Source organism: Bacteroidales bacterium (genome assembly GCA_035342335.1).
Taxonomy (GTDB): Bacteria; Bacteroidota; Bacteroidia; order Bacteroidales; family JAGONC01; genus JAGONC01.
Window position 1 is genome coordinate 90,323 of sequence record DAOQWY010000009.1, and the last position, 26,499, is coordinate 116,821.

The following is a 26,499-nucleotide window of genomic DNA, read 5'->3' on the forward strand; positions in this document are numbered from 1 at the left end:
AAACTGCAAGCTAACCGATTACAGATCGCCGATCGCCGATAGCAGCTTTTTTCCCCTGTGCGGATGAAGGGACTCGAACCCCCACGCCTTTCGGCACCAGATCCTAAGTCTGACGCGTCTGCCAGTTCCGCCACATCCGCAAATGATAATGCTGGCTTGCTTTCAAAAGAATTGCAAAATTAACGATTTATTCATTTATGTCAACCTGGGGTGATGGAATATGCAGGTTTTTTAAAATGTTAACAATCTGATAACAACTTATTCTGTTTTGATCTGTTATATTTGTGGCGTATAAGAAATGAAACGATTTCTCCAAAATAGCCTGTTCATTCTCCTGGCCGTGACACTGCTGACGTCGGTCAGTGGATTCAACCTGTACCTGCATCACTGTTCGTGCGAAGGTATCCGGTACGTTACTGCCCTTGCCGGGCCAGACTGCTGTGACCATCGCGAGGACCAGGCCGCCTGCTGTCAGGTATCCCCGAACGCAACCTCCTGCTGCAGCAATGAAAGTACGGATTGCACGGAGGAACATCTGAACAGACCAGAATGTTGCTCCACACAGCTTATCTACCTCAAACTGAATACCGATCTCGATTTCCAGGTTAAGCAGAATCCCATACATCCAACTTCTGTCGCTGTTGCTGATTTATCAGCCGAAGATCCTGCAGCTACTTTCTTGTCAACCACCTTCGTAAAAGATTATTCGTCCATTCCTGTTCGATCATATGGAAAATTCCTGCTGATCACGCTTCATCAGCTGCGAGCAGATTGCTAAATCAATTGGCTATCTGCGATCGGCTATCGGCCATCGAAATCTTCAATTAAAAATCTTCAATCAAATAAACTTTGTGCCTCTGTGCCTTTGTGCCTTTGTGCCTCTGATAACCATGAAACACCTGATCATCACTTTCCTGTCAATCGTCCTGACAACGCAACCAGCCCTTCCCCTCCGGGCCCAGAATCTTACGGGGACGGTTTTTGAGCTGGATGAAAACAGCAAAAAGAATCCACTGCCCGGGGCAAATGTTTACTGGCTGGAAACTCTGCAGGGCAGCGCTACCGACCTGCGTGGGTATTTTGAGATTCCCCGGCCTGATCAGAAGAATGATACGCTAGTGATCAGCTACGTGGGTTACCAGAATGACACCCTTGCCATTGAAGCGGACCAGCAATACGTCGATGTCATCCTTGCGGTAGTGACAAGCCTGCCTGAAACGATCATAACCGGCTGGCAACCTGATAAGTACATATCAAGGATGAACCCGGTCGCCACCGAGGTCATCACCAGCAGGGAACTGCTCAAAGCGGCCTGCTGCAACCTTTCCGAAAGTTTTGAGACGAACGCATCAGTGGATGTGAATTATGCGGATGCCGTTTCCGGCGCCAAAACCATTCAACTGCTTGGGCTGGCAGGTATTTACACCCAAATGATGTCGGAAAATTTTCCCAATCTTAGGGGACTGGCATCTGCATTTGGACTCGGGTACGTTCCTGGCCCCTGGATGGAGTCCATCCAGGTTTCCAAAGGTGCGTCTTCTGTCTTGAATGGCTATGAGTCCATCACCGGGCAAATCAATGTTGAGTACAAGAAACCATCCGGCAGTGAAAAATTTTACCTTAACCTGTTCGGAGATCACATGGGGAGGTTGGAAGCCAACGCAAACGGGGCTGTAAAGCTGAGCGACCACTGGAGCACAGCAGTCTTCGGACATTATGACGAGCGTTTTGTGAGGCAGGACATGAACCACGATGCGTTCATTGACCAGCCGCTGGTGAGGCAGTTCAGCTTTTTCAACCGCTGGGAATACCAGGGTTCCACCCCCTGGCATATCCAGTTCGGCGCAAAGATCCTCGACGAAGACCGGTTAAGCGGCCAGATGGAGTACGACAAGAACCTTCCTCAGGAGGAACAGCCGGATGTCTATGGAATCGAAATCGATACCCGACGTTATGAAGCTTTTGCCAAGATCGGGCGGGTTTTTGAACAACGGAGGGAAACGAGTTTTGGCTTCATTAACAGCTTCTCTTATCACGACCAGCAAACGCGTTCCGGATTGAACACCTACGTTGGTGACCAGGTGAGCTGGCATTCCAATTTCATTTTCAGTACGTTTATCCGTACGGCTGACCATAAGATCAACGCAGGCTGGAGCGTGAACTACGACGATTTCAATGAGTCATACAACGACAGTATCTTCCGGAGCAAAGAAGTGGTTCCGGGACTATTTACGGAGTATACATTCCTTGTTCCTGACAAATTCACTCTGCTGGCAGGGTTGCGCGTTGACTTTCATTCGCGCTACGGTACATTCTTTACACCGCGCCTGCATCTGAAATACCATCCGGATGAGCATACAACGCTGCGGATCTCGGCTGGACGGGGCTCCCGTACGGCCCATATTTTTGCTGAGAATACATCCATTCTGTTCTCTTCCCGATATGTTACCGTCAGTGAACCACTTAAGCAGGAGATTGCCTGGATTGCTGGTATATCCGTCAACCGGCATTTCGAGATCGGCAGCAGGGAACTGACACTGAGCGCAGATTTTTACAGGACCAGCTTCGTGAACCAGGTCATCATGGATATGGAAAGGGACCGGCAACATATCTATTTCTATAACCTCGACGGGAAATCGTATTCCAATAGCCTTCAAATCGAGGTCACGGTCAATCCTGTGGACAGGCTTGACATAACAGTTGCCTACAGGTTGAATGACGTGAAAGCGACGTATGACGGTGAACTTCTGCGTAAACCATTGGTCAACAGGTACAAAGGACTATTCACTGCCAGTTACAAAACGAATCTGAACAAATGGCAGTTCGATGTCACGGCGCAGCTCAATGGCGACAGCCGTCTTAATGACACGCAGGGCAACCCTGAGGAGTATCGGCGACCGGGGGAATCGCCTGTGTATGTCATTTTGAACTCGCAGGTATCCAAATTCTTCCGGAAGTGGGACCTTTACGTGGGGGTGGAGAACCTGACCGGTTTTACACAGAAAGATCCCATCATCGCTGCAGATCAGCCTTTCGGGGAATACTTTGACGCCTCCCAGGTCTGGGGGCCGATCGTGGGCAGGAAGGTGTATGCGGGGGTGAGGGTGAAGTTTTAGGCACAAAGGCACAAAGGCACAAAGGCACAAAGGCACAAAGGCACAAAGTTTTTTGATTTTAGATTGCAGATTGCCGATTGCAGATTAATGATAACACACAGTAAAAACATATCTAAATAAAGCAGATTATGAAAAACAGATTAGTTATTTCAATGATTATTATTGAATTATTTATGATGATTTCAGGAGATTTGTATGCTCAGAAGGAGGAGAAGAATGAAAAAATTATCGTTAAAACATCACTTCAATGTGATATGTGTAAAGAAAGGATTATAAATGATTTATCATTTGAAAAAGGCGTGAAAGATGTTCTGGTGAATGTTGAAGAAAAGACGGTAACTGTTCACTATAATTCTGATAAGACGACACCAGAAAAGATCCGGGTAGCCATTTCAAAGATTGGTTATGATGCTGATGACGTTCCAGCGGATCCCACCGCCTATGCAAAACTTCCAAAGTGCTGCCAGAAAGGCGGACATTGAGAGAGGAGAGAGGAGAGAGGAGAGAGGAGAGAGGAGAAATAAATGATGATTTCTCATTTCTCATTTCTCCTCTCTCCTTTCTCCTCTCTTTGACACAGCCGCAGGTTATTCTTGCATATTTCAAAGTCCGGTTTTAGCTGCAGGGCAGTTTGAAATTCCGCCACCGCTTCATCAACCTGCCCCAGTCGAAGATAGCAAACACCCAGCGTGTTGATGACATCTGCATTGCCTGGTTTGTACTGAAGATAGGCTTGCAGATCAATAATACAGCGAACATAGTCCTTCAGGTTCAGGTAGGTCACGCCACGGTTTAGCAATATATCAGGATCGGAGGGTTTTAGCCGGTGCGCCCTTTCCAGTGCTTTCAATGCCTTTTCATATTGCCCTTTCATTCCGTAGACGGCGCCAAGGTTTGTAAAGCCTTCCGTGAACCAGGGATCGACCCGTGTGATCAGCAAATAATCCTGCAGCGCGCTGTCAAGTTCGCCTCTGCTGCAATAGATCCTGGCACGGCCGTTATACGCCCAGTAGCAGGCCGGATCAAGCGCAATGGCCCGGTTGAAGTCATTCAATGCCTTAAGAGTGTCTCCTTTTTGGTTGTAATAATTGCCCCTTCCGTTCCAGGCAGCCGCCTCTCCGGGATACCTGTCCAGCACGTGTGACCACAGGGTTTCCCCGTTCTTCCACATATGGCACAGGCGATGGGAGGAAATACCGTACAGGACAATGACGGACAGGCAGGTTGCCAGAACAATGGGACGAAGCTTTGTGTTCATCAGAATCAAATGACCTGCAATCCCTGTCATTGATGCCAGAATGCCGATCAAGGGGATGTAGGTATAACGATCCGGGATGTAAACGCCCACCCCACGCTCATCAATGGCCAGACCAGGGGTTAGTGTGATCAGGAAAAACAAGAATCCTATGCACAAGTAAGGCGACTTTTTTCTGTACAGAAGGGTCAGGAGAATGATGACCATCAGTAAAAGCGGCAGAAGGTGGATCCCGTAGCCCAGCATTTCAACGATGGTTTTCTGCATATATAATGGCGAGAGTTTGACCGGCAGGATGATGTGCTGCAACCAGAGCATGATCCTGGTGGAGATGACCAGCACCCTTAAATAGCCGGGTGACAGACCGGCCAGATGGGTGGGATATGCTTTACTGCCGTCATTCACGATGCCATCGGTCAGACCATTGGCATAGGCGGTGAAGTTGCCCAATAACCCATAGAGAAACAGTGCCGTGATAAGCACTGCCAGGTGGGGGAGTTTCTCGAAAATATATCCTGCGGAGAATTTTTTATCAATGATCAGGTCAACAAGGAAAAGGACGGCAAACAACGTTATCCCCATTGCCTTTGAACCAATTACCAACAGGTAGCACAAAGCCGAGAGGATCAACAGGACCGGCTTTTTGGCCAACCCCTGTCGGGTGTAGAAAATCAGTGACATAAGGTAAAAAAAAGTGCAGAGCAGGTCTTTTCTTTCCGATGCCCAGGCGATGGATTCCACGTGGAGAGGATGCAGCGCGAACAAGAGTGCCATCAGGAAAGGAAGACCCTTATGGAGCAGGTTATGCTCCCGGACTGTCATTTTCCGGCCCCGGTATGGGATCCGGGTGATGAGTAAACGGCTCAGGTACCAGAGGAGAATGACATTGCAGATGTGCAACAGAAGATTATTAAGATGGAAAACTTTCGGGTTCAGGCCAAAGAGCCTGCATTCGATGTTCCAGGAAAGAAAGACCAGTGGTTTATAATGGGGGCTGTACAGGTTCTTTAGAAAAAAATCCTTTACCAGCACATCTTTTCCATTGATTACCAATGGATTGCTGGTTATTAACCTGACATCATCGAAGTTGACAAAGTCGTTGCGGATGACAGGCAAAAAGGTCAGGAGCGTGCAGAAAATAAGGATGCAGGGCAGGAGGGCCGTGAGTGTGTTTTTCTCCACGGAACTTTGAGCTTGCTTCCGGGATCGCTTCGGGGATGTTACAGTCATTACTGATCATTTTGGTCCATACTGGTTAATCCCGAAACACAGGGAAATGTGACCCGGTTTCTTTAAGAAAAATCTCTCTTGAAAAGGCTTGGGGATTTTTTTTATTTTTGCTGAAGAAACCTTTAAAATCCTTATTATGAAATTTACAGCTTTTACAAAGTTCCACGAGCAGCAGGGAGCAAAGATGGTTGAGTTTGCCGGCTTCTGGATGCCTGTTCAGTTTGAAGGGGTGAATGTGGAACACGAAACCGTTCGTAATGGTGTTGGTGTGTTTGACGTTTCGCATATGGGAGAGTTCTGGATCCGGGGACCAAGGTCCCTTGACCTCATTCAGTACATCACCTCCAACGATGCTTCCAGATTAACGGACGGAAAAGTTCAGTACTCCTGTTTTCCGAATGGAAAAGGAGGAATTGTGGATGATCTGCTGGTCTACCGTATGGCTGATCAGGAATACTTGCTGGTTGTGAACGCTGCCAACATCGAAAAAGACTGGAACTGGGTGAAACTGCATGGTGAGAAGATGGGGCTGAAGACCGGTACGGAGATGGTGAATGCCTCTGACGAATATGCACAGCTGGCTGTCCAGGGTCCGCTGGCAATGAAGGCGATGCAGAAACTGACGCCTGAACCTGTCGTTGATATGGAGTATTATACCCATCGAACGGTTGAATTTGCAGGTGTGAAGGATGTACTTTTTGCAACCACAGGGTACACCGGATCAGGCGGGTGCGAGATCTATATGAAAAACGAAGTCGCTCCCCTGATCTACGAAGCAGTTTTTGAAGCAGGGAAAGAATTCGGGATCAAACCCATTGGTCTGGGAGCGCGCGACACGCTGCGCCTCGAGATGGGCTTCTGCTTATATGGCAACGATATCGATGATGCCACCAGCCCCATTGAAGCTGGCCTGGGATGGATTACGAAATTTACGGATTATAAGAACTTCATTGATAAGGAATATCTCCTCAGACAAAAGCAGGAAGGAGTGACACGGCGCTTGAAAGGCTTTGAAATGATCGACAGGGGAATTCCCAGGCAGCATTACCCGATCCTGAATGAAGCAGGGGAAAGGATCGGTGAGGTGACCTCCGGAACGATGGCGCCCACACTTAAAAAGGCCGTTGGAATGGGATACGTGAAAAACGGATACTGGGACCAGGACAAGGAGATTTACATTGACATCCGTGGAAAGTCGCTAAAAGCGAAGATCGTGAAACTGCCCTTTTATCAACCCTAGTCATAAACTGCGGCAAACCGCGAAATCTGCATCCTAATATGGCCACAACCTCCTTTACCATTGAAGTATGTTTCTCTCCCAGGTTGTTCAAGTACATACAAACACGGGAGGACTGCATCGTAGTTGTTGCTGATGTCCTCAGGGCATCTACCTCCATTTGCTCGGCCCTTCGGAACGGGGCCATCAAGATCCTGCCAGTGGCCACGTTGCAGGAAGCCATGAAATTCAAAGAAAAGGGTCTGCTGGTGGCCGCGGAACGAAATGGTGCTAAGGTTGACTTTGCCGATTTCGGAAATTCCCCGTTCGATTTTATACCCAATAAACTGAAGGGTAAAATCCTTGTCTATACCACCACCAATGGCACCCGGGCCATAGAGATCGCCAGGGAAGCGGGGACAGTGGCCATCGGAAGTTTTGTCAACCGTCACGCGCTGAGCAAATGGATCGTACGGCAGGCAAAACCGGTGGTGATCCTGTGCGCGGGCTGGAAAAATCAGTTCAACCTGGAGGATGCCGTTTTTTGCGGTTCCCTGATCGAATCCCTGGTTGCACAGAAAGAGTATGTCACCGGGTGCGATTCGTCATCCGCAGCACTTGATCTCTGGTCCGTTGCAAAAGGTAACCTTCTTCAATACATCGAAAAAACTTCTCACCGGAAACGGCTGAAGCTGCTCGGCGCCGATGACGTCCTGGAGCATACCTTTACGCTGGATAGTACCGATGTGGTCCCGGTACTTGATGGGGACTACATCAGGGACGTTTCCCGCATCATTTAAGTCAGAAGGATTGATTTTCGGTTCTCTGCACTTTTTTAAGTACGTCTTCCAATTCAGTGGGCTTTCTGGTGCCCAGCAGGATCTTTTTCCCATTTTTCAGCTCCAGCTGCAATCCCATGTTTCCGCTTATATTGTAAGCCACACCGGCTTTTTTCCCTCCCATACGGTAGCCCCAGCCGCCATATTCCCCAATGGGACTGTATTTTCTGACGCGGTACTCCTTGATGTCTTCCCACCTCTGGATCCGTGTCCGGTTGATGAACGGGGGGAAACGGTAATGAATCCCATCCCGGCGAATCTCCGTTTCAAGCTTCGTTATAAGCAGCAGGGCACAGCTTCCGATCAGGATCAGGGGAATGAGGATCAAGATGAAGACAGGCGCTTTGTCCTCAGCAGTCGTGGATCCATCCTGCGCAAACATCGTAACGAAGAAAAAGGCAATGATCGCAGCCGTAAGCAGGACGATCAGCCACACCCAGGGTTGCCGGAACCGTTGTGTTTCTTTAAAGTAAAACTGACTCATGACACTGATGTATTTGCCTTCGAAATTAATCAGATCCAGGGTAATTTCAAAAAATTTGTTCTATTTTCGCAGATGCCAACATTTATGTCGATAAGAATGCGCTGTACGGCCCCGTTTGTTAACCGGAATTTTTTAAGATTTTTATTGTGGTTCGGAGTGCTGCTGCCCATCTTGTTTTCAGCCAGGTTGTCCTTCGGCCAGAATCCTGAATTTCCAAAAGATTATTTCCGTTCTCCCGTTGATTTCAGGTTGTCGTTGTCGGCCACCTTCGGGGAGTTCCGTTCCGACCATTTTCATTCGGGGATCGATATCCGGACCGGAGGAGTAGAAGGCCGCTCCATCTATTCCATCGCCGACGGATACATATCCCGGATCAAGATCACCTCTTCGGGATATGGCAAGGCGATCTATGTGACGCACCCCAATGGATTTGTTTCCGTTTACGGACATTTGCGTGATTTTAACCCGGCCGTGCGCCAGTATGTCATCGAAAAGCAATATGATCAACGCTCCTACGAGATTGATGTTTTTCCCGACAGGGAGATGTTTCCCGTTACGAAGGGACAGGTGATCGCATCCTCAGGTAACAGCGGATATTCATTCGGACCTCATCTTCACTTCGAAATAAGGGACGATGCTACTCAGCAACCACTGAATCCTCTTCTTTTCGGTTTACCTGTCAACGATCTGGTCAAACCGGTCATCACTTCACTGAAGGTCTATGCCATGGATGACTACAGTACCATTGACGGAAAAACGGACACCATTGTCATTGCCGCTGAAAAGGCCGGGCAGAGGTACACCCTTGCCGGGCAGGATACACTGAAGCTGAAAGGGAAGATCAGTTTTGGATTGCAAACCTATGATCTGCTGAGCGATTCGGACAGAAAGTATGGCATTTATTCAGTCGAACTCCTGATGGATGATGAACGTATTTTCAAATACACCACCACAACCTTCTCCTTTGAGGAAACCCGTTATGTTAACAGCGTGTATGATTACAGTGAATACAAAAAAAACAGCAGGCGCTATATCCGGACAGCCATTGATCCAAACAATAAGTTCAGTGAATACGATGAGGTAAAAGAAAACGGGATCATCTACTTTGATGATGATAAGATCTATGATTTGATTTTTATTGTCAAGGATGTACAGGGAAATACGTCTCACCTTGAATTTTATGCCAAAGGCATGAAAGTGACTTCAATTCAGCCTTTTATACCTTTTCCGGATAAATTCGACAGTTTTCATTTTATGTATTACTTGCCGAATTCCTATGAAACCGATGACTTCAAGGTTGAGATTCCATCCGGGGCGCTTTACACGGATCTTGTACTGCAGTACGCCACTGCCGGTCCCTGGAAAAATACGGTCGCCAAAGTGCATAAGGTTCACAACAGGTTCACGCCCCTGCACAAATCCATGACCCTTCGGATAAAGCCCCTGGAAAAGGCAAAAGGACTGGAGGATAAGCTCTATATGGTTCAGCTGGATGAGAATGGGAAGGCTGATGCGATCCGCAGTTCTTACGAGGATGGATTTGTGGTCGGTAAATCGGCTCGGTTTGGAAATTTCAGCCTGATGGTGGATACCATCAGGCCAGTGATCAAACCGGTCAATTTCACAGATAAAAAGAGCCTGGCCGGGATGAAGCAGCTTAAGGTCGAAATTAAGGACGACCAGAGTGGAATTGAATCGTACAATCCTACATTGAATGGAGAATGGATCCTGATGGAATATGATGAAAAGAACAACCTGCTGATCTATGACTTTGACCGTTATCTGCTGAAAGGCAGCAATGTGTTCCGGCTTGAGGTCACTGACCGGAAAAACAATACCCGGGTGTATCAAGCCACGGTCACCTATTGAATTGAACCAATCCGCAAACAAATTCTGTTACCGTGAAACATTCGGATGAACACTGGCGCTGGAGGTTACACATGGTGGAGCAGATCGCCGGTCAAATGGATTTTGACCGTTTCGGAGTGATGGGCATCTATGTGCTGGGAAGTACAAAAAATGCAACTGCCGGACCGGGAAGCGATATTGATCTGATGATACACGTCCAGGACGATCCTGGTAAAATGGAGATCCTGAGAGCCTGGATCGAAGGGTGGAGCTTATGCCTGGCCGAAATGAACTTTTTGAAGACAGGTTACAAAACGCAGGGAGGGATCATTGATCTTCACCTGATCACCGATCAGGACATTAAAGACAGAACCAGTTTCGCAGTCAGGATCAATGCGGTGGACGACCCGGCAAGACCTGTGAGATTAAGAAATGGATAAGGTTATGGTCCCATGTTTTTTTGTATCCGACCTGCACGGGCATATTGACCGCTACGAAAAATTATTTCAGCTCATCCGGGTCGAGAGGCCCCTGGCGGTCTTTATGGGCGGTGATCTGCTTCCCCATCGTCTGCGCCCGATGCACTACAGGGATGGCGTGATCAGTCATTTCAGCACGGAATTTCTCATTCCGCAGTTTGAACAGCTCAGGGTGGACCTGGATCAGGATTATCCTTCCGTTTTCCTGATCATGGGCAATGATGATCCCCGTTCAGAGGAACCCTATTTTATCCAGGGTGAATCAAGCTCACTATGGAATTACCTCCACTTCAAAAGAGCATCTTTCCTGGGCTACAGCCTGTTCGGTTATTCATTTGTTCCACCCACTCCTTTCCACCTGAAGGACTGGGAGCGCTATGATATTTCAAGATTTGTGGATCCAGGAAGCATTTCCCCGACCGAGGGCTTTCGCACCGTCGAAGAGAGGGAGGATGTTGAGCACAGCACTATCCGCAAACACCTTGAATTGCTTGCCGGCGGAGAAGAAATGGAACGGGCGGTTTTCCTTTTCCACTCACCGCCCTATGACACCTGCCTGGACCGGGCTGCGCTGGATGGGATCATGGTTGATCACGTACCCATGGATGTCCACGTCGGGAGCATGGCCATCAAGGAATTCCTTGAGAAAAGACAGCCCTGGTTAACCCTGCACGGGCATATCCACGAATCATCAAGGCTGACAGGTTCCTGGAGCCAGCAGATCGGCCGTACGGTGGCGTTTAATGCGTCGTGGGATAAACCGGAGCTGGCGGTCATCAAATTCGATCTGGAAAGGCCCGTGGATGCCCTAAGGGTGTTGATATAAATTTTATCTTTGCTCCCATGCAAGAAATGATCCTGATCCTGGATTTCGGTTCTCAGTACACCCAGCTGATCGCCCGAAGGGTAAGGGAACTCCATGTGTATTGCGAGATCCATCCCTGCCATGCGGTTCCTGCCCTGACATCGGCTGTAAAAGGAGTCATTCTTTCAGGCAGTCCCTTTTCTGTCCGGGATAAAAATGCACCGGTACCCGACCTGTCTTTGCTCAGGAAGAAGGTACCCCTGCTGGGCGTGTGCTATGGGGCACAATACCTGGCGCTTCACGAAGGCGGCAATGTGATGCCTTCTTCCCACAGAGAATATGGCAGGGCGAAACTTTCGCATATCGACAGCATCAGTCCCCTGATGAACGGCATGCACGAAGGCAGCCAGGTTTGGATGTCGCACGGAGATACCATTTTGAGCCTTCCGGCGGCATTCAGATCCATTGCAAGTACACCGGATGTTCAGATTGCGGGCTTTGAGGCGGAAGGTGAACAGACCTTTGGAATCCAGTTTCACCCGGAGGTCTATCACACAACGGAAGGAATGACGCTGCTCAGGAATTTTGTCGTGACCATCTGCGGCTGCCGGCAATCCTGGACCCCCGACTCCTTTGTTGAGTCAAAAGTCAGGGAATGGAAGGCGACGCTGAAAAACGACAAGGTCGTTCTCGGACTTTCAGGAGGCGTTGATTCAACGGTCACCGCTCTTTTGCTGCATAAGGCCATCGGTAAGAACCTGCACTGCATTTTTGTTGACAATGGTCTTCTCCGGAAAAAGGAATTTGCCATGGTGCTGCATTCCTATCGTCACTATGGACTCAACGTAAAAGGAGTGGATGCTGGCAACCGTTTTCTTCAGGCATTGAAAGGAGCGACTGATCCTGAACAAAAACGAAAAATCATTGGCAGGATGTTCATTGAAGTGTTTGATGAAGAAGCTCGTAAAATATTAAATGTTAAATGGTTAGCGCAAGGAACCATTTATCCTGACGTGATCGAATCCATCTCCGTAAAAGGTCCGTCCTCCACGATCAAGTCGCATCACAATGTTGGAGGGCTGCCTGACGTTATGCAACTTAAAGTGGTCGAGCCTTTGAAAAGCCTTTTCAAAGACGAGGTCAGGAGGGTGGGAGCGATCCTGGGCATTGATGAGGAGTTGCTGGGCCGTCATCCTTTTCCGGGACCCGGTCTGGGCATCCGGATCGTCGGAGAGATCACTCCGGGGAAGGTGAAAATGCTGCAGGAGGTAGACTGGTTGTATGTGGAGGGTTTGAAGAAAAATGGATTGTACGGTACGGTTTGGCAGGCTGCAGCGATTCTGTTGCCCGTCAGCTCAGTTGGAGTGATGGGAGATGAGCGTACGTACGAAAATGTGGTCGTATTGAGGGCTGTGACTTCAACGGATGGGATGACTGCTGACTGGTCGCGGTTACCGTATGATTTTCTGGCTTCAATATCCAATGAGATCATCAACAAAGTGAAAGGTGTCAACAGGGTTGTGTATGACATCAGCTCCAAGCCACCCGCCACCATTGAATGGGAATAAGAAGATAACTTCGGCATGAGAAATAAGCTCTTCGCATTCGTGTTGTTTCTTGAATTTCTGTTGGTTCCTGCATTTGCACAGGATAAAAGTCCAACCGCCACTGCCGGTCCGGGTTCTGAATCCGGTGACCTGAACCTTGTGTCGCATCAGGGTGAACTGGTTGAAAAAGATACCCTGGTATATTACCGCAACCATTTGGTTCAGAAAAAAGAGACACTTTATGGCCTGTCAAAGCAGTACAATGTTACGATTGATGAGCTCTTTCTGCTCAATCCCATCTTGCGGAACGGGATTAAAAAAGGGCAAACCATCAAGATCCCGGTCAAAGATCCCCGGCAATTTGAAAAAGCCTCTTCAGGAACGCTTGTCATAAAATCCAGGGCAACTGTACAGCCTGTGGAGGTGCAGGAAGAGATTGCTGTTGAAGCCTCCGTTGCTGATCGTCATTGCGACAAGTATGTTTATGGCGGGGATTATTTTCGTGTGGCCCTTCTGTTACCGTTATACCTTGGCGAAACGGACTTTATTGAAACGGATGACTCGGTTGCTGTTTCCGTAACTGAGAAGGAGTACAAGGCTTTCAGGTTCATACAATTCTATGAGGGAGCACGTATTGCGCTGGATTCGCTGGTAAGATCAGGACTGAACGTTAAGTTATTTGTTTATGATGTCACAGAGGATATTACTCCGGTAAATAACATTCTTTCAGGTCAGGGTTTCGATAAAATGAATCTGATTATCGGGCCGGTTTTCAAAGGACCCTTTGAAATTGTGGCGGATTTTGCACGGAAGCAAAGAATACCCATTGTCAATCCTTTTTCAAAGCGTAACGACGTGATCCTGGACAACCCGTGGGTGTTTAAGGTGCAACCGTCCTTCTATGGCCGGCTGAACCAAATGGCCGAGTACCTGGCAACTACCTATCCGGAAGCAAATTACATCTTTGTTCATCAAACCAAGACAAGGGATCTGGATACACTTCAGTTTTTAAAGGATAAGCTCCTGGCCAGACTTTACACGGATTTGCCCTCCTGGGCCGGAAGGGAGGACAGCCTTGGTGCTAGTGGCAGGGTGACGGACCTGTTTTATCATCTTGAAGGTATCAGCGGACTGACTGCAAAGCTATCTGCAGAACGGGATAACATCCTGATCTGTGTTTCAACCCAACGGGTCTTCGTTGCGAATATCATGTCGTACATTCAGCCGCTGAGCCGAACCTATAAGATTTTGCTGACCGGGATGCCTGAATGGATGGATTACAATCTTGACCTGGATTATGCCATGAAACTGAACCTGCATCTTTTTGCCTCTGAATTCGTTGATTTTTCGGATGAGCAGGTCAAACGTTACATTGTTAATTTCAGGTACGCCTATGAAAATGAGCCATCAGCCGATGGGCATGCTTATGAAGGATTTGACATTGTTTTCTATTTCCTGAAAGCGCTGATGGAATTCGGTCCTGATTTTACGGCTTGCCTGCCGTTCCTGTCTTATGATGGCTTACAGATAGGTTTTGATTTTCACCGGCAGGGAGAAGGTGGATTTGAAAATGAACATGTCAGTGTTTTCAGGTTTGAGAATTACCGGCTGGTCAGGGTCAGGTAAGGATTCATTAACGCATGTCAATGATTTCCGCATCCGGATAAGCCAGGGTGTTGAACGTGAATTTGTCTTCACCGATGGGGATGTCCGTAACGAACCTGCTCATGATGTACGTGAAGGTATTGCCACTTTTATCCAGAATCGCGAACTGAACAATCTCCAGTTTGTTTTTTTCGATTTCCAGGATCATTTTTGAGAAAGATTTCTCCTCGGGTGGGATAAGTTCAATCTTTTGGATTATTTTACCTTCCCTGTTGATTTCTCCGAGGAAAGTCGGCTTGTACGCATCGAAAAAAGAGGTAAAGATCTTTGCTGGTGTTATGGATTCGTCGTCTTCTTCGACTGAGTTTATCTGAACCTCCTGTGCTTCTTCAAGATAGGTCCACGTTGTCGTGCCGTCACAGATCACCAGCTGACCGGCAATGGCAAGGCGGTAACGGTCTCCCTTGATGTACAGGATGCCGGGGAAGGTTTCGTCCAGGTTTTCGTTTGGATTGATGATCGCATAGGTAAATTCGGCTTGAACGGTCTGATACGCCTGGGATTTTTTCTTCAGCGCCTCAAGGATCTCACCGGCTTTGTCACCTTGGGCTGCTGATGACAAGGTAATGGCCAGGAAAGGGATGCAGGCTGCAATGAACCGGATTGATTTTTTCATCTCTTAAATATTCTCCCGCAGTTCTTTCAATAATTGTTCCAAAGCCATTTCATTTTTAATTTTAACTTCTCTGGCCTTGCTGCCTTCAAAAGGGCCTACGATGCCGGCGGCCTCCAGCTGGTCGATGATGCGTCCTGCCCTGTTGTATCCCAGTTTTAATTTGCGCTGCAGCAGGGATGTGGACCCGTGTTGATGCTGAACGACGGTACGGGCTGCATCTTCAAACATTTCATCCCGCTGGGAAGGGTCGAAATCCTTGTTGGCTTCATCTTCCTCATCCAGGTATTCGGGAAGGTAGAACGCATCGGGGTAGCCACGCTGTGAGCCTATGAATTCCGTGATCCGGTCCACCTCTTCGATGTCAACGAATGCGCACTGCAGCCTGACCAGGTCATTTCCGGTGTTGAGCAGCATATCGCCACGGCCGATGAGCTGATCGGCGCCGCTGGAATCCAGGATGGTCCGCGAATCGATCTTCGATATTACCCTGTAGGCGATCCTGGCCGGGAAATTGGCTTTGATGGTTCCGGTAATGATGTTCACCGAGGGACGCTGCGTGGCCAGGATCAGGTGTATGCCAATGGCCCTGGCAAGCTGTGCCAGCCTGGTCAGCGGCGTTTCAATCTCTTTACCGGCCGTCATGATCAGATCAGCAAACTCATCCACCACGACCACGATGTAGGGGAGAAACCGGTGTCCATCATTCGGATTGAGTTTGCGTTCTATGAACTTGTTGTTGTATTCCTGCAGGTTCCTGACCTGTGCATCCTTAAGGAGGTCATAGCGGCTATCCATCTCAATGTTGAGCGAGTTCAGTGTCCTTACCACCTGCCTTGTGTTGGTGATGATGGCATCCTCCACATCCGGCAGTTTGGCAAGGAAATGCCGCTCGATTTTTGAGAACAGGGTAAGTTCCACTTTTTTTGGGTCGACCAGAACAAACTTCACCTGTGACGGATGCTTTTTATAAAGCAGGGATGCAATGATGGCATTCAATCCCACGGATTTGCCCTGCCCGGTAGCTCCTGCCATCAGGATGTGGGGCATTTTGGTCAGGTCGGCAATGTAACTTTCATTGGAAATGGTCTTGCCGATACCGAAGGGGAGATTGAATTTACTGCTCTGGAACCGGTCCGACGACAGAATGGACTTAAGGGATACGATCTCAGGGTTCTTATTGGGGACTTCGATCCCGATGGTTCCTTTTCCGGGAAGGGGAGCAATGATTCGGATACCCAGGGCCGACAGGCTCAGGGCGATATCATCTTCCAGGTTCTTGATCTTGGCGATTCGGATACCCGGGCTGGGAACGATTTCGTAAAGTGTGACGGCCGGACCGATCGTGGCCGTGATCTTATCGATGCTGATCAGGTAATTGTTCAGGGTTTCGACGATCCTGTTCTTGTTCGCTTCCAGCTCTTCTTTGTTGACCCCTGCTTGTTGCTCCTTGTAGTCATTTAACAGACTAAGCGGAGGGAACTGATAATGAGCCAGGTCCAGTGTGGGATCATAAAGGGTATCGATTGTGTAGTGAGGCAGATCACCATTGTCGCTTTTGGCAGCAGATTCGTTTTCGGCTTGTGGAGTCCGTATCTCGAATTCCACCGCTGGTTTAACATCCACTCCGGCAGCCGCTTCCTCTGATTCTTCTTCCCGCTCGCGGATAGGGTCCCATTCCTGCCGGATTGGTTCTTCAGCTGAACCTTCTGACAAAGTATCACTGCCGGGGACCAGCCCAGTGGCAGTGACTTCCTTTCCGTTCAGCCATCCAGATCCTTCCTCACGGGATTTGCGTCTGAAGAATTCTTTGATCTGGAGATTAATGGCCACAATAAGGAAGATGAGCAAAAGCCCGGTCAGCATCAGGATGATTCCCGGATTGCCTATCAGACCTTTGAACCATTGAACTGACCAATAACCGAAGGAGCCTGCAAGTACTGTATACAGCTCGTGCTGCTGATCCATGAAAAAACCGATTGCGATGGAGACATAGAGGATGCCAAACACCGAATAGATGATCGTTTTAGCTACGGGGAGGATGGAAGTTTTAAAGATCAGTTTCAGACTAATGGCGAGAAGGATAAGGATAAACAAAAAGGAAGCGACCCCGAACCATTCCTTGATGAACTGATGCGCCAGTGCTGCCCCCAGACGGCCTGTCCAGTTGCTGATATGGATCGTGTCGTCGCTCAGTATCCGCTTGAAGGAAATATCTCCTAATGCATCATCCCTTACCCATGAAAAAAAGTAGGAGACGAATGCAAAGGCAAGGAAGAGCGCAAATGCAAGCAGGATGACCCCTGCTGCCTGGTGCACCTTTTCATTGTGGAAGAAAGCAGGCCCCTTCTCCTTACCGGCAGACTTTGATTTTCTGCTTTTTGTCGAAGCAGCAGGCTTTTTCTCTTCCCTGAGTGTGTTTTTTCTGCTGTTATTTTCTTTTAAAGCCAATGATATAAGATTTTATGGTGATCCTTACCGGATGACCCTGAACAGTTTGTTCCACCTGACCTTCCCTCCGAAGAGCGGTTTGTTCTTATCGAGCGATAACCAGACAAATACGGCTTTGCCTACGACATGATCTTCCGGGACATATCCCCAGAAACGGGAATCTGCAGAATTATGGCGGTTATCGCCCATCATCCAGTAATAATCCATTTTAAATGTATAGGAACTTTTTTCCTCACCGTTAATGTAGATCTTGTTTCCTGCAATGTCCAGGTCGTTGTTTTCAAAAACGTCGATGATCCTTTCATAAAGCGGCAGGTTCGTCAGATTGATGGACACGGTCATGCCCTTTCTGGGGATGACCAGTGGTCCGTAATTATCTTCATTCCACTTGTAAGCGGAGTCATAAGGGAATATATAGGGTGCCCAATTATCCCTGGGAGCGTTGGACCTAACGATGCTGAGAACATTGGAATAGCCCTTTATCTCCTCCAATGCTTTTTCGGTCAGTGTGATCTCGTACTGATTCCGGCCGACGGTCCGAACCTCTTCGGTGACCCTGAGCTTTTCCAGTCGTTTGGGATTGATGGGGTCTCCATTGGTGGTGACGATAAACTTAAACTGTCTGACTCCCGGGGAGATCAGCTCCTTGCCATTGATATGGACGACGTCGTCAATGATCTGCAGCGTGTCACCGGGGATGCCGATGCATCTTTTAATGTAGTTTTCACGTTTGTCGACTGGCCGGTAGATCACCCTGCCAAAATTCACCTGGTCGTTCCAGATCCTTTTTCTGCCATATTGCCTGGCCAACGCATAATAATCAGGGTTCTGGATCTTGATGGCAACCGTATCGCCGTTGGGATAATTAAAGACAACAACGTCGTTGTTCTGGATCTTTTCCAGTCCGGGAAAGCGATAGTAAGGTAGTTTCATCCATTCCAGGTAGGATTTGGCGGTTTTTGAAAAGGGCATTGTATTGTGGACAAATGGAAAGGAAAGGGGTGTAGTGGGCTGTTTAGGCCCGAAGTTAAATTTGCTCACAAATAAAAAGTCGCCCACCAGCAATGACTTTTCCATGGAAGAGGTCGGTATAGTGTAGGCTTCAATCAGAAACATCCGGATGATCGAAGCTGCCACCACGGCAAAAATGATGGCATCCACCCATTCCCTGGCTGAACTCCTTTTTATTGGCGGGCGCTTGTCGGGATCAAGGTAGGTTTCTTTCTTCGACCAGCCCAGATAGGGCAGATAGATGAACGGGAAAATCACGGCAAGCGCCTGGTTGCCAAGATCGTATTTCTGATAGCACTTGGCGGTTTCCACGTACATAAGGAAAACCATGAAGAAATTGATAAAAGGAATGATCAGAAAGATGTACCACCAGAGGGGTTTCTTGATGACCTTCAGCCAGATATAGTAATTATAAAAGGGAATGACTGATGTCCACCCCTGATAACCTGCATCTTCAAAGACCTTCCAGCAAAAGACAGGTGTAAAGATAAAGATCAGCAACAGAATAAGTGATTGGTCCATTTTATGAGGTTTAAACAGTCAAAATAACAGAGAATAATTCAAACATCAAGTCTCAGACGTGTTAATTTATGTTAACTTCAGGAGGCGTCATTTAAAACGCAGGGTCATCGTGATCCCTGCGATGGGTTGCCGGGGAGCTGTTGTTGGCCGGGCCAGGCCTGGCTGAACATGTACCGACAGATCCTCATTGATGTCATAGTCCATCAGATGCGCATCCACTGTTGCATCCAGAATATTCAGGAGATACCACACGCCTGTGAGAATGCAGGTCAGCTCAAAATTCCTCCGGTAGTAATCAGTTCCATTTTTTAGCTGGTCTGCAGTTTCGTACTTATAAATGTACTCATTATCTATGGGGATCGTGTCGCCTTTGACTTTCCAGAGATAGGCCTCGTGGAATTTCTCGTATTCGTTGAAATTTGTATGAAGAAAATAGGCGAAGGCACCGAAGCCTGCATAAATGATGGGTATTTTCCAGTATTTGTGATTATAGGCCTGCCCGAGCCCCGGCAACACCGCCGAGTAGATGGATGCTTTTTTAGGGGAGTGTGTTTTTTGCAAAGGTGTTTCTTTGCCGGGTAAAGGAGCCGTGAGCGTATCCTGGGCCAGGGAAAGGGATGATGAAAGGCAGAAGGACAGAACCAGCAGAAAAATGATCTGTAATCTGCAGACCGTCTGGCTGCTTCGTGAGCTGGTAACAGGATGATTATTTGGGTAAGCCTTCATCAAGCCGGTCAAAGTTCGTTGAGGCGATCATGAAAAATGGGAGATGATCCTCTCCAGTTCATCATCGGAATCAAATGAAATAACGATCGAACCTTTGCCCTTAGTATTGCATTGAAGATCAACTTTTGCCGACAGCTTTCCGGTAAGGTATTGCATCAGGTCGGCATATTTTTGAGGTAAAGGGGCTCTTGTTGTTTTCACGGGAGGAGTCACCGGGATTCGCAACTCCCTCACAAGTTGTTCCACTTGCCGGACAGAAAGATTTTTTTCGAGGATCACCCTGAACATATTTACTTGATCATCAGCATTTTCAATGCTGATCAATGCCCGTGCGTGGCCCATGGTGATGGTTCCATTTCGCAGGGCCAGTTGAATTTCAGGGGGTAGTTTCAGCAGGCGGATGAAATTGCTGATGGTAGTCCGGTTCTTGCCCACACGCTGGCTCAATTGTTCCTGTGTCAGGTTACATTCTTCGATCAGGCGCTGGAATCCGATGGCGATTTGGACGGGATTGAGCTCTTTTCGCTGAATGTTTTCAACAAGGGCCATTTCGAGCATTTCCTGGTCGTTGGCCACTCGGATGTAGGCAGGTACTTCGTGCAGTCCGGCCCGTTTTGCTGCGAGCAGTCTTCTTTCGCCCACGATCAGCTGGTATTTATCGTACCCAAGGCTTCTGACCGTCAGTGGCTGAATGATGCCGAGTGTACGGATGGATTCAGAAAGTTCCTGCAGGCTGGCTTCTTCCATTGAATCCCTTGGCTGGAAAGGATTTGCTTCGATGTTTGCGATCAGTATGTTCGTCACCGCACCGATGGCAGGTTGTCCTGTCCGGTCCTTTGATGAAATCATTGTATCGGGCACATCGAGGATTGCCTCCAATCCTCTGCCCAGGGCTTTTCGTTTTTCTTTCATTTATTGTGTTCCATGATACCCTGGCCGGGACTGGAAATCAATCCGTTCTTTTGCAGGAGTTCCCGTGCCAGGTTGAGATAATTGATTGCGCCCTTGCTGTCAGCATCATGCATGATGATGGTCTCTCCGAAGCTGGGCGCTTCGCTCAGACGTATATTCCGAAATATGACCGTGTCGAAGACCATCTGTTGGAAATGTGTTTTTACTTCCTGGACGACCTGATTGGAGAGCCTCAGCCGGGCATCGTACATCGTCAGCAGGATCCCTTCGATGTCGAGTTTCGGATTCAGCCTGGTCTGCACGATCTTGATCGTATTGAGTAGTTTGCCGAGGCCTTCCAGCGCAAAATATTCGCATTGTACAGGGATGATGACGGAGTCGGCGGCGGTGAGCGCATTGACCGTGATCAATCCCAGGGAGGGGCCGCAATCAATGATGATGAAGGCATAGTTGCTTTTGATCTTTTCGATGACTCGTCGCATCATCTTTTCCCGGTTGGGCATGTCGATCAGCTCAATTTCAGCGCCGACAAGGTCAATGTGTGCCGGCAACAGGTCCAGGTAGGGTGTGCGGGTGTTCAGGATAATGTTGGCAGGTTCGACTTCATCGAGGATGCATTCATAGATGCTGGTCTTGATGTTCCTGGGATCAAAGCCCACGCCGGAGGTGGCATTGGCCTGGGGATCAGCGTCGATCAGGAGCGTTTTATATTCCAGAACGGCCAGGCTTGCGCACAGATTGATCGCGGTGGTAGTCTTCCCCACACCGCCTTTTTGATTTGCAATGGTTATTACCTTACCCATGGTCACCTAATTGAACGTCCTTGTTGGTTTATGGCATTGCCAGGGGGTTTGAGGTCTCTGGTGCACCTTCATTTCAGCCGATCCAGTTTCGGGAAATGATGATTCAAAAGGGATGCATCTGCCGGGGATAAAATTACGAAATAAGCTGTCCGGAAGGACAGCTGACCGATTAACTTATGAACATTTCAGGCCTTGTCAGGACCACCTTCCAGATCAAGATCCTCAAAGGTTACGTCTGTGTGAGAATCCGGAGGATCATTGCCGGGTTCCTGGTGAACAGCGCTACCTGAATCAAGGTCGGGTAATTCTGGCTTTTTCCCTGTCTGGATAAATTCGATCACTCCCTGAAGTCCGTTCTGGAACTTATCGAAATCTTCCTTGTAAAGAAACAATTTATGTTTCTCATAGAAAAACTTACCCTCTTCGTTGTTGAATTTACGCTTGCTTTCCGTGATCGTCAGATAATATTCGTCGGATCTCGTAGCTTTCACATCAAAGAAATAGGTTCTTTTGCCTGCCCGGATCGCCAACGAAAAAATCTCCTCTTTTCTGCCTGTATTATCATACTCTTCCATACCAATACTTTTTTATCAACCTACAAAAATAAACATTTCCATCAAAAATGAAAGGGATTTTTGTTAATATTTACATTTTTATTACATTTGCCCGGCTTTCAACAGAGTTCATTCACATCATTTATGTTAAGCCGCCGACATATCAGGATCAAAGTGATGCAGGCATTGTACGCTTTTACCCTGAACAATGATCCGGACATTCTCAGGGGGGAAGATGAGCTGGTGCGAAGCATTCAACGGCTTCATGAGCTTTATGTTTACCAGCTGTCGTTCCTGATTGAAATTTTTGACTTTGCACTCCACCGCCTCGAAGAGGCCAAACAGAAATACCTTCCGACGGAAGAGGATCTGCATCCGAATACACGTTTTGTCGACAACCGCATCATCCAGCAACTGGCCGGGAGCCTGGACTATTACCGTCGCTCGGATCATTTGAAAATATCCTGGAAAGAAGAGGAAGAGCTTGTCAGAAGACTCTACCAGTCGATCCGGACCAGCGACCTGTATAAGGATTACATGTCATCTCCCCTCGATTCCTATGAGAGCGACAGGACGTTCCTGCTTGATCTTTTCAGGCAGTTCCTCCAGAACGACGAAGCCCTGCTGAGCTTTTATGAAGAAAAGTACATGCACTGGGCAAACGATTGTAACGTGGCCTACTATTACATTGAAAAGACGATCAAAGCCCTGGAGGAAAATGCGGCCCGGACTGACCTTCTGCCGGGATTGACTCCTTTACCGGAAGAGGAGGACAAGGAGTTTGCCGTCGTGCTCTATAAACAGACGATCAGGCACAACGATGAATATGAAGAATTGATCTCCGCGCGTACACTGAACTGGGACACCGAACGGATCGCCATGCTGGATATGCTGCTGCTGAAAATGGCCCTGACCGAGATCACTGAATTCCCCTCCATTCCCGTCAAGGTCTCCTTCAATGAATACATAGAAATATCCAAAGAGTACAGCACACCCAAAAGCAAGGTCTTCATCAATGGGATCCTCGATAAGCTTATCAGCGAGCTGACCCTGGAAAACCGGATAAATAAGTCGGGCAGGGGGCTGCTCGACCGGTAGATTGTTAAAAAATGCTATTTTTGCATTCAATTACGGCCTATGCGATACCCCTGGACCCTGATATTCCTGATCCTCATGATGTCGTCCCTGGGTGGATGCCAATCAAAGGACGACAGCAAGCTCCCCACGGATATGATCTATAATCCCAATTCTGCTGTGGAGGATGCGAAACCGGATCACTTACCGGTCATTACCTTTGATGCGGATGAACATGATTTTGGCCGGATCATCCAGGGAGAAGTCGTGACGTATGCATTCAAGTTCAGAAACACCGGCAAAAGTGACCTGCTCATTTCCTCCGTCAGCAGTTCCTGTGGCTGTACCGTTTCGAAATATTCAAAAGAACCGGTCAGGCCGGGGGAACAGGGCGTTCTCCAGGTGACATTCAACAGCGAAGGCCGAAAAGGATTTCAGAGCAAGACCGTCACGGTGCTCACCAATGCACAACCCAACAAACATACGCTGACCGTCAAAGCAAAAATTGAGATCCCGGAACGATAATTCATTATAAACCAAAAAATTATGATTATGACAACTCTGTTAAGCATTTTACTTTTTGCTCCTCAGGAGGGAGCGAAGGGTGGGGGGTACAGCTCACTTATTTTCCTGGTGCTGATCATCGTTATCTTTTATCTTTTCTTCATCCGCCCGCAGATGAAGCGGACCAAAGAACAGAAAAAATACAGGGAAAACCTGAAAAACGGCGACAGGGTCGTTACCATCGGAGGCATCCACGGCAAGATCATCGAGGTGAGGGACACATCCTTCATCATCGACTCTGAAGGCACCAGACTGAAAATTGAGAAATCAGCGGTAGCCATGGATCAAGCCGCTCATCTTGACGAAACAAAAAAATAGTCCGCATTCCTTCGGTTAAACCCGCCTGTTTTGAGAAAAGATCAGGAATCCCTGCGAATCAGGCTGAGAAAGTTCATCCGGCATATTTTCAAGGATGATTTTCCGGTGTTCATGGTATGCCTCATCATCGCTTCCATGATGTGGATCGGTGTCATGCTGTCAAGAGAAGATTACTCATTGATCAAGTATCCTGTCAGCTACATTGATCTTCCTGAAGGAAAGGCGATTGCATCTGCATCTGCAAATTACCTGCTGCTGAATGTTGAATTGATGGGCAAAGACCTGATCCGACAGAGGTTTTTCAGGTCCCACGAGCCGTTGCTGATCAGCATCAAGGATTTACCTTTAGAAAAAGCAGGGGCCGTTGATCTGATCCGCATCCCCACTGTTCCCCTTATCAGGGAGGTTGAAAAACAGCTTGGGATGGCCAATGCCATAAACGGGATCTCTCCCGACACGGTCTATATCGGATTGATGAAACGGCAGGAAAGCAATTTGTAATGTCGTATGTTGAAAATTGGACTGACCGGAAGCATTGGAAGCGGAAAATCCACAGTGGCAAGGATTTTCGAAGTAATTGGTGTGGATGTCTTTTACGCGGATGCCGAGGCCCGGTTGCTGCTGCAGGAGCCTGAGGTCAGGTCGGAAATCGTTCAATTTTTCGGTGAAAGGGTCCTGGATGAAAATTCCCGGATCCTCAGAAAACAACTGGCCAAAATCGTTTTCAATGATCCTCATTCCCTGAGGGTACTAAATGAGCTCATTCATCCAAGGGTAAAACAGAAGCTTGCACGCTGGCTGTCAGAAAGGATATCGGTTCCGTATACCTTGCAGGAAGCAGCCATTCTTTTTGAGAGCGGTTTCAGCCGCGACTGTGATGCGGTCATTACCGTGTCAGCACCTGAGGAGCTCAGGCTGGAACGGGTGATGGCACGTGACCGGATTACCAGGGATGAAGTGCTTGCGCGGATGAAAAACCAGTGGAGCGACGAAGAAAAAGCAAGCAAAGCCGATTTCGTGATTATTAACGACGGCGGGCACCTGGTGATACCTCAGGTACTCAGGATACACGAGGAACTTCTTTTTAGATCAAAGATCGAAGATCAAAGATCAAAGATCAAAAAAAATAAATCAAATCGAAAATTATAAATTGACCACTGACAATCGACAATTATTATGGAAGAACTTACAATGGGCATCGGATCGCGGGTTCAGCATCCGGAGTTTGGTAAAGGTGTCGTCATACAAGTGTATGCAGATTCCTATGAGATTACCTTCATCGATTATGGAAGGAAACAGATCCTGAAGACCTTCAGTGACCTTGAGGTTCTGGACTACGTGGCTCCTGAGATGGATCTGATCAGTTATGAACAGGTGGAGAGAAGCTTTATCAAGCTGATAAGGCGGCTGACCGATATCCAGGAAACCGTCAGGATCGGCAGGAAATGGGAGGGAGGGCGCCTCATTCTTGAACCCGGAGACAGGAACATACAGAACAAGGACATGCCCATTGATGCGCTTTTTCACAAGATCGTCCTGATCCGCGACAGGGTAAGGGTGATGGAGCAGAAGATCAACAGCAGTACGATCCCCGAAGTGGAAAAGATAGAGTTGCAGCAGTACATTACACGCATCTACGGCTCATTGACTTCCTTTAACCTGTTGTTTGAAGAAAAAGATGATTATTTTGTGGGAGAGAAGGGTAAATCATCCTAAATTCGCTTAGTAACCAAGTTTCATTCAATTTTTTTACCAACCTAATTTGAAAAACCATGAGTAAAAAATTATTCGCTGAATTCTTCGGTACCTTTTGGCTTGTACTCGGAGGGTGCGGCAGCGCTGTTTTCGCAGCTGCCTTTCCTGAGCTGGGCATTGGCTTCGCCGGTGTTGCCCTTGCCTTTGGCCTTACGGTGGTGACAATGGCCTATGCGGTCGGACACATTTCCGGTGCCCACTTCAATCCTGCAGTGTCTTTCGGACTCTGGGCCGCAGGAAAATTTCAACTGAAAGAGTTATGGGGGTACATCATTGTCCAGGTTCTTGGAGCCATCGCGGCTGCAGTCATCATTTACCTGATAGTGACCGGCAAGGAAGGATTTACGGAAGTCGGCGGATTTGCAGCCAATGGATATGGTGAACTTTCTCCGGGCGGATATTCACTGGTCTCCGCTCTGATCACGGAGTTTGTCATGACCTTTTTCTTTCTCCTGGTGATCATCGGTGCCATTGACGAAAGGGCGCCCAAAGGTTTTGCTCCCCTGGCCATTGGTCTTGCTTTGACGCTGATCCACCTCATCAGCATCCCGGTGACCAATACATCCGTTAACCCTGCCCGCAGCACGAGTCAGGCCATTTTTGCGGGAGGTGCATACCTTTCACAGCTCTGGCTGTTCTGGGTCGCCCCTATTTGCGGCGCGATCGCAGCCGGATGGGTGGGGAGGTACTTGTTCAGGAAGGGGTGATGGGT

Annotated in this window: 26 protein-coding genes and 1 tRNA gene; 17 read left to right on the plus strand and 10 right to left on the minus strand. The window is 48.2% G+C overall.

Going from position 1 to position 26,499, the window contains the following annotated elements; all coding sequences use genetic code 11:
- Positions 1–58: 58 nt before the first annotated feature.
- Positions 59–140: transfer RNA gene (locus PKI34_06445), tRNA-Leu, on the minus strand.
- 158 nt (positions 141–298) lie between these two features.
- Between PKI34_06445 and PKI34_06450 the strand changes: the two genes are divergently transcribed.
- From PKI34_06450 to PKI34_06460, 3 genes are all read left to right on the plus strand, one after another.
- A complete protein-coding gene (locus tag PKI34_06450; protein ID HNS17442.1) occupies positions 299–778 on the plus strand; it encodes a hypothetical protein in 480 nt (159 codons plus the stop codon).
- A 112-nt stretch (positions 779–890) separates the two neighbouring features.
- The gene (locus PKI34_06455) at positions 891–3,116 is read left to right on the plus strand and encodes a TonB-dependent receptor (protein HNS17443.1); all 2,226 of its coding nucleotides are present in this window, start codon (positions 891–893) and stop codon (positions 3,114–3,116) included.
- A gap of 128 nt (positions 3,117–3,244) precedes the next feature.
- The gene (locus PKI34_06460; GenBank protein HNS17444.1) at positions 3,245–3,598 is read left to right on the plus strand and encodes a heavy metal-associated domain-containing protein; all 354 of its coding nucleotides are present in this window, start codon (positions 3,245–3,247) and stop codon (positions 3,596–3,598) included.
- 53 nt (positions 3,599–3,651) lie between these two features.
- On the opposite strand, the gene PKI34_06465 is transcribed toward PKI34_06460, so the two are convergent.
- Positions 3,652–5,601: a tetratricopeptide repeat protein gene (locus PKI34_06465; protein ID HNS17445.1), complete on the minus strand. Its 1,950-nt coding sequence runs from the start codon at positions 5,599–5,601 to the stop codon at positions 3,652–3,654.
- Between the two features lie 136 nt (positions 5,602–5,737).
- On the opposite strand from PKI34_06465, the gene gcvT reads away from it, so the two are divergent.
- A complete protein-coding gene (gene gcvT, locus PKI34_06470; protein ID HNS17446.1) occupies positions 5,738–6,841 on the plus strand; it encodes a glycine cleavage system aminomethyltransferase GcvT in 1,104 nt (367 codons plus the stop codon).
- 38 nt (positions 6,842–6,879) lie between these two features.
- Positions 6,880–7,617 carry a 2-phosphosulfolactate phosphatase gene (locus tag PKI34_06475; protein HNS17447.1) on the plus strand — a complete coding sequence of 246 codons (738 nt, stop codon included), beginning with the start codon at positions 6,880–6,882 and terminating at the stop codon, positions 7,615–7,617.
- A 1-nt stretch (position 7,618) separates the two neighbouring features.
- Here PKI34_06475 and PKI34_06480 read toward each other — a convergent pair whose 3' ends face one another.
- Positions 7,619–8,140 carry a hypothetical protein gene (locus tag PKI34_06480; GenBank protein HNS17448.1) on the minus strand — a complete coding sequence of 174 codons (522 nt, stop codon included), beginning with the start codon at positions 8,138–8,140 and terminating at the stop codon, positions 7,619–7,621.
- Between the two features lie 156 nt (positions 8,141–8,296).
- Here PKI34_06480 and PKI34_06485 point away from each other — a divergent pair, with 156 nt between their 5' ends.
- From PKI34_06485 to PKI34_06505, 5 genes are read left to right on the plus strand one after another with little or no spacing between them, the layout of a single operon-like run.
- Positions 8,297–10,009, plus strand: coding sequence for a M23 family metallopeptidase (locus PKI34_06485; GenBank protein ID HNS17449.1), 1,713 nt, complete (start codon positions 8,297–8,299; stop codon positions 10,007–10,009).
- A 32-nt stretch (positions 10,010–10,041) separates the two neighbouring features.
- The gene (locus PKI34_06490) at positions 10,042–10,428 is read left to right on the plus strand and encodes a nucleotidyltransferase domain-containing protein (protein ID HNS17450.1); all 387 of its coding nucleotides are present in this window, start codon (positions 10,042–10,044) and stop codon (positions 10,426–10,428) included.
- 4 nt (positions 10,429–10,432) lie between these two features.
- Positions 10,433–11,293: a metallophosphoesterase gene (locus tag PKI34_06495; GenBank protein ID HNS17451.1), complete on the plus strand. Its 861-nt coding sequence runs from the start codon at positions 10,433–10,435 to the stop codon at positions 11,291–11,293.
- Positions 11,294–11,310: 17 nt separating this feature from the next.
- Positions 11,311–12,840, plus strand: coding sequence for a glutamine-hydrolyzing GMP synthase (gene guaA, locus PKI34_06500; GenBank protein ID HNS17452.1), 1,530 nt, complete (start codon positions 11,311–11,313; stop codon positions 12,838–12,840).
- Positions 12,841–12,855: 15 nt separating this feature from the next.
- Positions 12,856–14,445 carry a LysM peptidoglycan-binding domain-containing protein gene (locus PKI34_06505; GenBank protein ID HNS17453.1) on the plus strand — a complete coding sequence of 530 codons (1,590 nt, stop codon included), beginning with the start codon at positions 12,856–12,858 and terminating at the stop codon, positions 14,443–14,445.
- A 7-nt stretch (positions 14,446–14,452) separates the two neighbouring features.
- Here the strand turns inward: PKI34_06505 and PKI34_06510 are convergent, their stop codons facing one another.
- From PKI34_06510 to PKI34_06540, 7 genes are all read right to left on the minus strand, one after another.
- Entirely contained in the window at positions 14,453–15,100 is a 648-nt protein-coding gene (locus tag PKI34_06510) for an outer membrane lipoprotein carrier protein LolA (protein ID HNS17454.1), read from the minus strand.
- Between the two features lie 3 nt (positions 15,101–15,103).
- Entirely contained in the window at positions 15,104–17,548 is a 2,445-nt protein-coding gene (locus PKI34_06515; protein HNS17455.1) for a DNA translocase FtsK, read from the minus strand.
- Positions 17,549–17,572: 24 nt separating this feature from the next.
- Positions 17,573–19,081 carry a signal peptidase I gene (gene lepB / locus PKI34_06520; GenBank protein ID HNS17456.1) on the minus strand — a complete coding sequence of 503 codons (1,509 nt, stop codon included), beginning with the start codon at positions 19,079–19,081 and terminating at the stop codon, positions 17,573–17,575.
- A gap of 87 nt (positions 19,082–19,168) precedes the next feature.
- Positions 19,169–19,807 carry a DUF5683 domain-containing protein gene (locus PKI34_06525; protein HNS17457.1) on the minus strand — a complete coding sequence of 213 codons (639 nt, stop codon included), beginning with the start codon at positions 19,805–19,807 and terminating at the stop codon, positions 19,169–19,171.
- A gap of 27 nt (positions 19,808–19,834) precedes the next feature.
- A complete protein-coding gene (locus tag PKI34_06530) occupies positions 19,835–20,719 on the minus strand; it encodes a ParB/RepB/Spo0J family partition protein (GenBank protein ID HNS17458.1) in 885 nt (294 codons plus the stop codon).
- Positions 20,716–21,522: an AAA family ATPase gene (locus tag PKI34_06535; protein HNS17459.1), complete on the minus strand. Its 807-nt coding sequence runs from the start codon at positions 21,520–21,522 to the stop codon at positions 20,716–20,718. Before PKI34_06535 ends, PKI34_06530 begins: the two co-directional genes overlap by 4 nt.
- Before the next feature lie 185 nt (positions 21,523–21,707).
- A complete protein-coding gene (locus tag PKI34_06540; protein HNS17460.1) occupies positions 21,708–22,097 on the minus strand; it encodes a DUF3276 family protein in 390 nt (129 codons plus the stop codon).
- A 123-nt stretch (positions 22,098–22,220) separates the two neighbouring features.
- On the opposite strand from PKI34_06540, the gene nusB reads away from it, so the two are divergent.
- Genes nusB through aqpZ form a run of 7 tightly spaced genes read left to right on the plus strand, consistent with a single transcriptional unit; the run spans position 22,221 to position 26,494 of the window.
- Entirely contained in the window at positions 22,221–23,174 is a 954-nt protein-coding gene (gene nusB / locus PKI34_06545; protein HNS17461.1) for a transcription antitermination factor NusB, read from the plus strand.
- A gap of 39 nt (positions 23,175–23,213) precedes the next feature.
- Positions 23,214–23,675 (plus strand): DUF1573 domain-containing protein, encoded by a 462-nt coding sequence (locus tag PKI34_06550; protein HNS17462.1) that lies wholly within the window; start codon positions 23,214–23,216, stop codon positions 23,673–23,675.
- 27 nt (positions 23,676–23,702) lie between these two features.
- Entirely contained in the window at positions 23,703–24,032 is a 330-nt protein-coding gene (yajC, locus tag PKI34_06555; GenBank protein HNS17463.1) for a preprotein translocase subunit YajC, read from the plus strand.
- A 30-nt stretch (positions 24,033–24,062) separates the two neighbouring features.
- A complete protein-coding gene (locus tag PKI34_06560) occupies positions 24,063–24,533 on the plus strand; it encodes a hypothetical protein (GenBank protein HNS17464.1) in 471 nt (156 codons plus the stop codon).
- Positions 24,534–24,539: 6 nt separating this feature from the next.
- Positions 24,540–25,181 carry a dephospho-CoA kinase gene (gene coaE / locus PKI34_06565; GenBank protein ID HNS17465.1) on the plus strand — a complete coding sequence of 214 codons (642 nt, stop codon included), beginning with the start codon at positions 24,540–24,542 and terminating at the stop codon, positions 25,179–25,181.
- A gap of 27 nt (positions 25,182–25,208) precedes the next feature.
- Positions 25,209–25,748 (plus strand): hypothetical protein, encoded by a 540-nt coding sequence (locus PKI34_06570; protein ID HNS17466.1) that lies wholly within the window; start codon positions 25,209–25,211, stop codon positions 25,746–25,748.
- Positions 25,749–25,804: 56 nt separating this feature from the next.
- On the plus strand, positions 25,805–26,494 hold the full coding sequence (aqpZ, locus tag PKI34_06575; protein HNS17467.1) for an aquaporin Z: 690 nt from the start codon (positions 25,805–25,807) through the stop codon (positions 26,492–26,494).
- The last annotated feature ends 5 nt before the right edge of the window (positions 26,495–26,499 follow it).

Excerpts from the sequence above, each read along its gene's own strand:
- PKI34_06450 (HNS17442.1), top strand. The coding sequence starts at position 299 with ATGAAACGATTTCTCCAAAATAGCCTGTTCATTCTCCTGGCCGTGACA.
- PKI34_06455 (HNS17443.1), top strand. The coding sequence starts at position 891 with ATGAAACACCTGATCATCACTTTCCTGTCAATCGTCCTGACAACGCAA.
- PKI34_06460 (HNS17444.1), top strand. The coding sequence starts at position 3,245 with ATGAAAAACAGATTAGTTATTTCAATGATTATTATTGAATTATTTATG.
- PKI34_06465 (HNS17445.1), bottom strand. The coding sequence starts at position 5,601 with ATGACTGTAACATCCCCGAAGCGATCCCGGAAGCAAGCTCAAAGTTCC.
- gcvT (HNS17446.1), top strand. The coding sequence starts at position 5,738 with ATGAAATTTACAGCTTTTACAAAGTTCCACGAGCAGCAGGGAGCAAAG.
- PKI34_06475 (HNS17447.1), top strand. The coding sequence starts at position 6,880 with ATGGCCACAACCTCCTTTACCATTGAAGTATGTTTCTCTCCCAGGTTG.
- PKI34_06480 (HNS17448.1), bottom strand. The coding sequence starts at position 8,140 with ATGAGTCAGTTTTACTTTAAAGAAACACAACGGTTCCGGCAACCCTGG.
- PKI34_06495 (HNS17451.1), top strand. The coding sequence starts at position 10,433 with ATGGTCCCATGTTTTTTTGTATCCGACCTGCACGGGCATATTGACCGC.
- guaA (HNS17452.1), top strand. The coding sequence starts at position 11,311 with ATGCAAGAAATGATCCTGATCCTGGATTTCGGTTCTCAGTACACCCAG.
- PKI34_06505 (HNS17453.1), top strand. The coding sequence starts at position 12,856 with ATGAGAAATAAGCTCTTCGCATTCGTGTTGTTTCTTGAATTTCTGTTG.
- PKI34_06510 (HNS17454.1), bottom strand. The coding sequence starts at position 15,100 with ATGAAAAAATCAATCCGGTTCATTGCAGCCTGCATCCCTTTCCTGGCC.
- lepB (HNS17456.1), bottom strand. The coding sequence starts at position 19,081 with ATGGACCAATCACTTATTCTGTTGCTGATCTTTATCTTTACACCTGTC.
- PKI34_06525 (HNS17457.1), bottom strand. The coding sequence starts at position 19,807 with ATGAAGGCTTACCCAAATAATCATCCTGTTACCAGCTCACGAAGCAGC.
- PKI34_06530 (HNS17458.1), bottom strand. The coding sequence starts at position 20,719 with ATGAAAGAAAAACGAAAAGCCCTGGGCAGAGGATTGGAGGCAATCCTC.
- PKI34_06535 (HNS17459.1), bottom strand. The coding sequence starts at position 21,522 with ATGGGTAAGGTAATAACCATTGCAAATCAAAAAGGCGGTGTGGGGAAG.
- PKI34_06540 (HNS17460.1), bottom strand. The coding sequence starts at position 22,097 with ATGGAAGAGTATGATAATACAGGCAGAAAAGAGGAGATTTTTTCGTTG.
- nusB (HNS17461.1), top strand. The coding sequence starts at position 22,221 with ATGTTAAGCCGCCGACATATCAGGATCAAAGTGATGCAGGCATTGTAC.
- PKI34_06550 (HNS17462.1), top strand. The coding sequence starts at position 23,214 with ATGCGATACCCCTGGACCCTGATATTCCTGATCCTCATGATGTCGTCC.
- yajC (HNS17463.1), top strand. The coding sequence starts at position 23,703 with ATGACAACTCTGTTAAGCATTTTACTTTTTGCTCCTCAGGAGGGAGCG.
- coaE (HNS17465.1), top strand. The coding sequence starts at position 24,540 with ATGTTGAAAATTGGACTGACCGGAAGCATTGGAAGCGGAAAATCCACA.
- PKI34_06570 (HNS17466.1), top strand. The coding sequence starts at position 25,209 with ATGGAAGAACTTACAATGGGCATCGGATCGCGGGTTCAGCATCCGGAG.
- aqpZ (HNS17467.1), top strand. The coding sequence starts at position 25,805 with ATGAGTAAAAAATTATTCGCTGAATTCTTCGGTACCTTTTGGCTTGTA.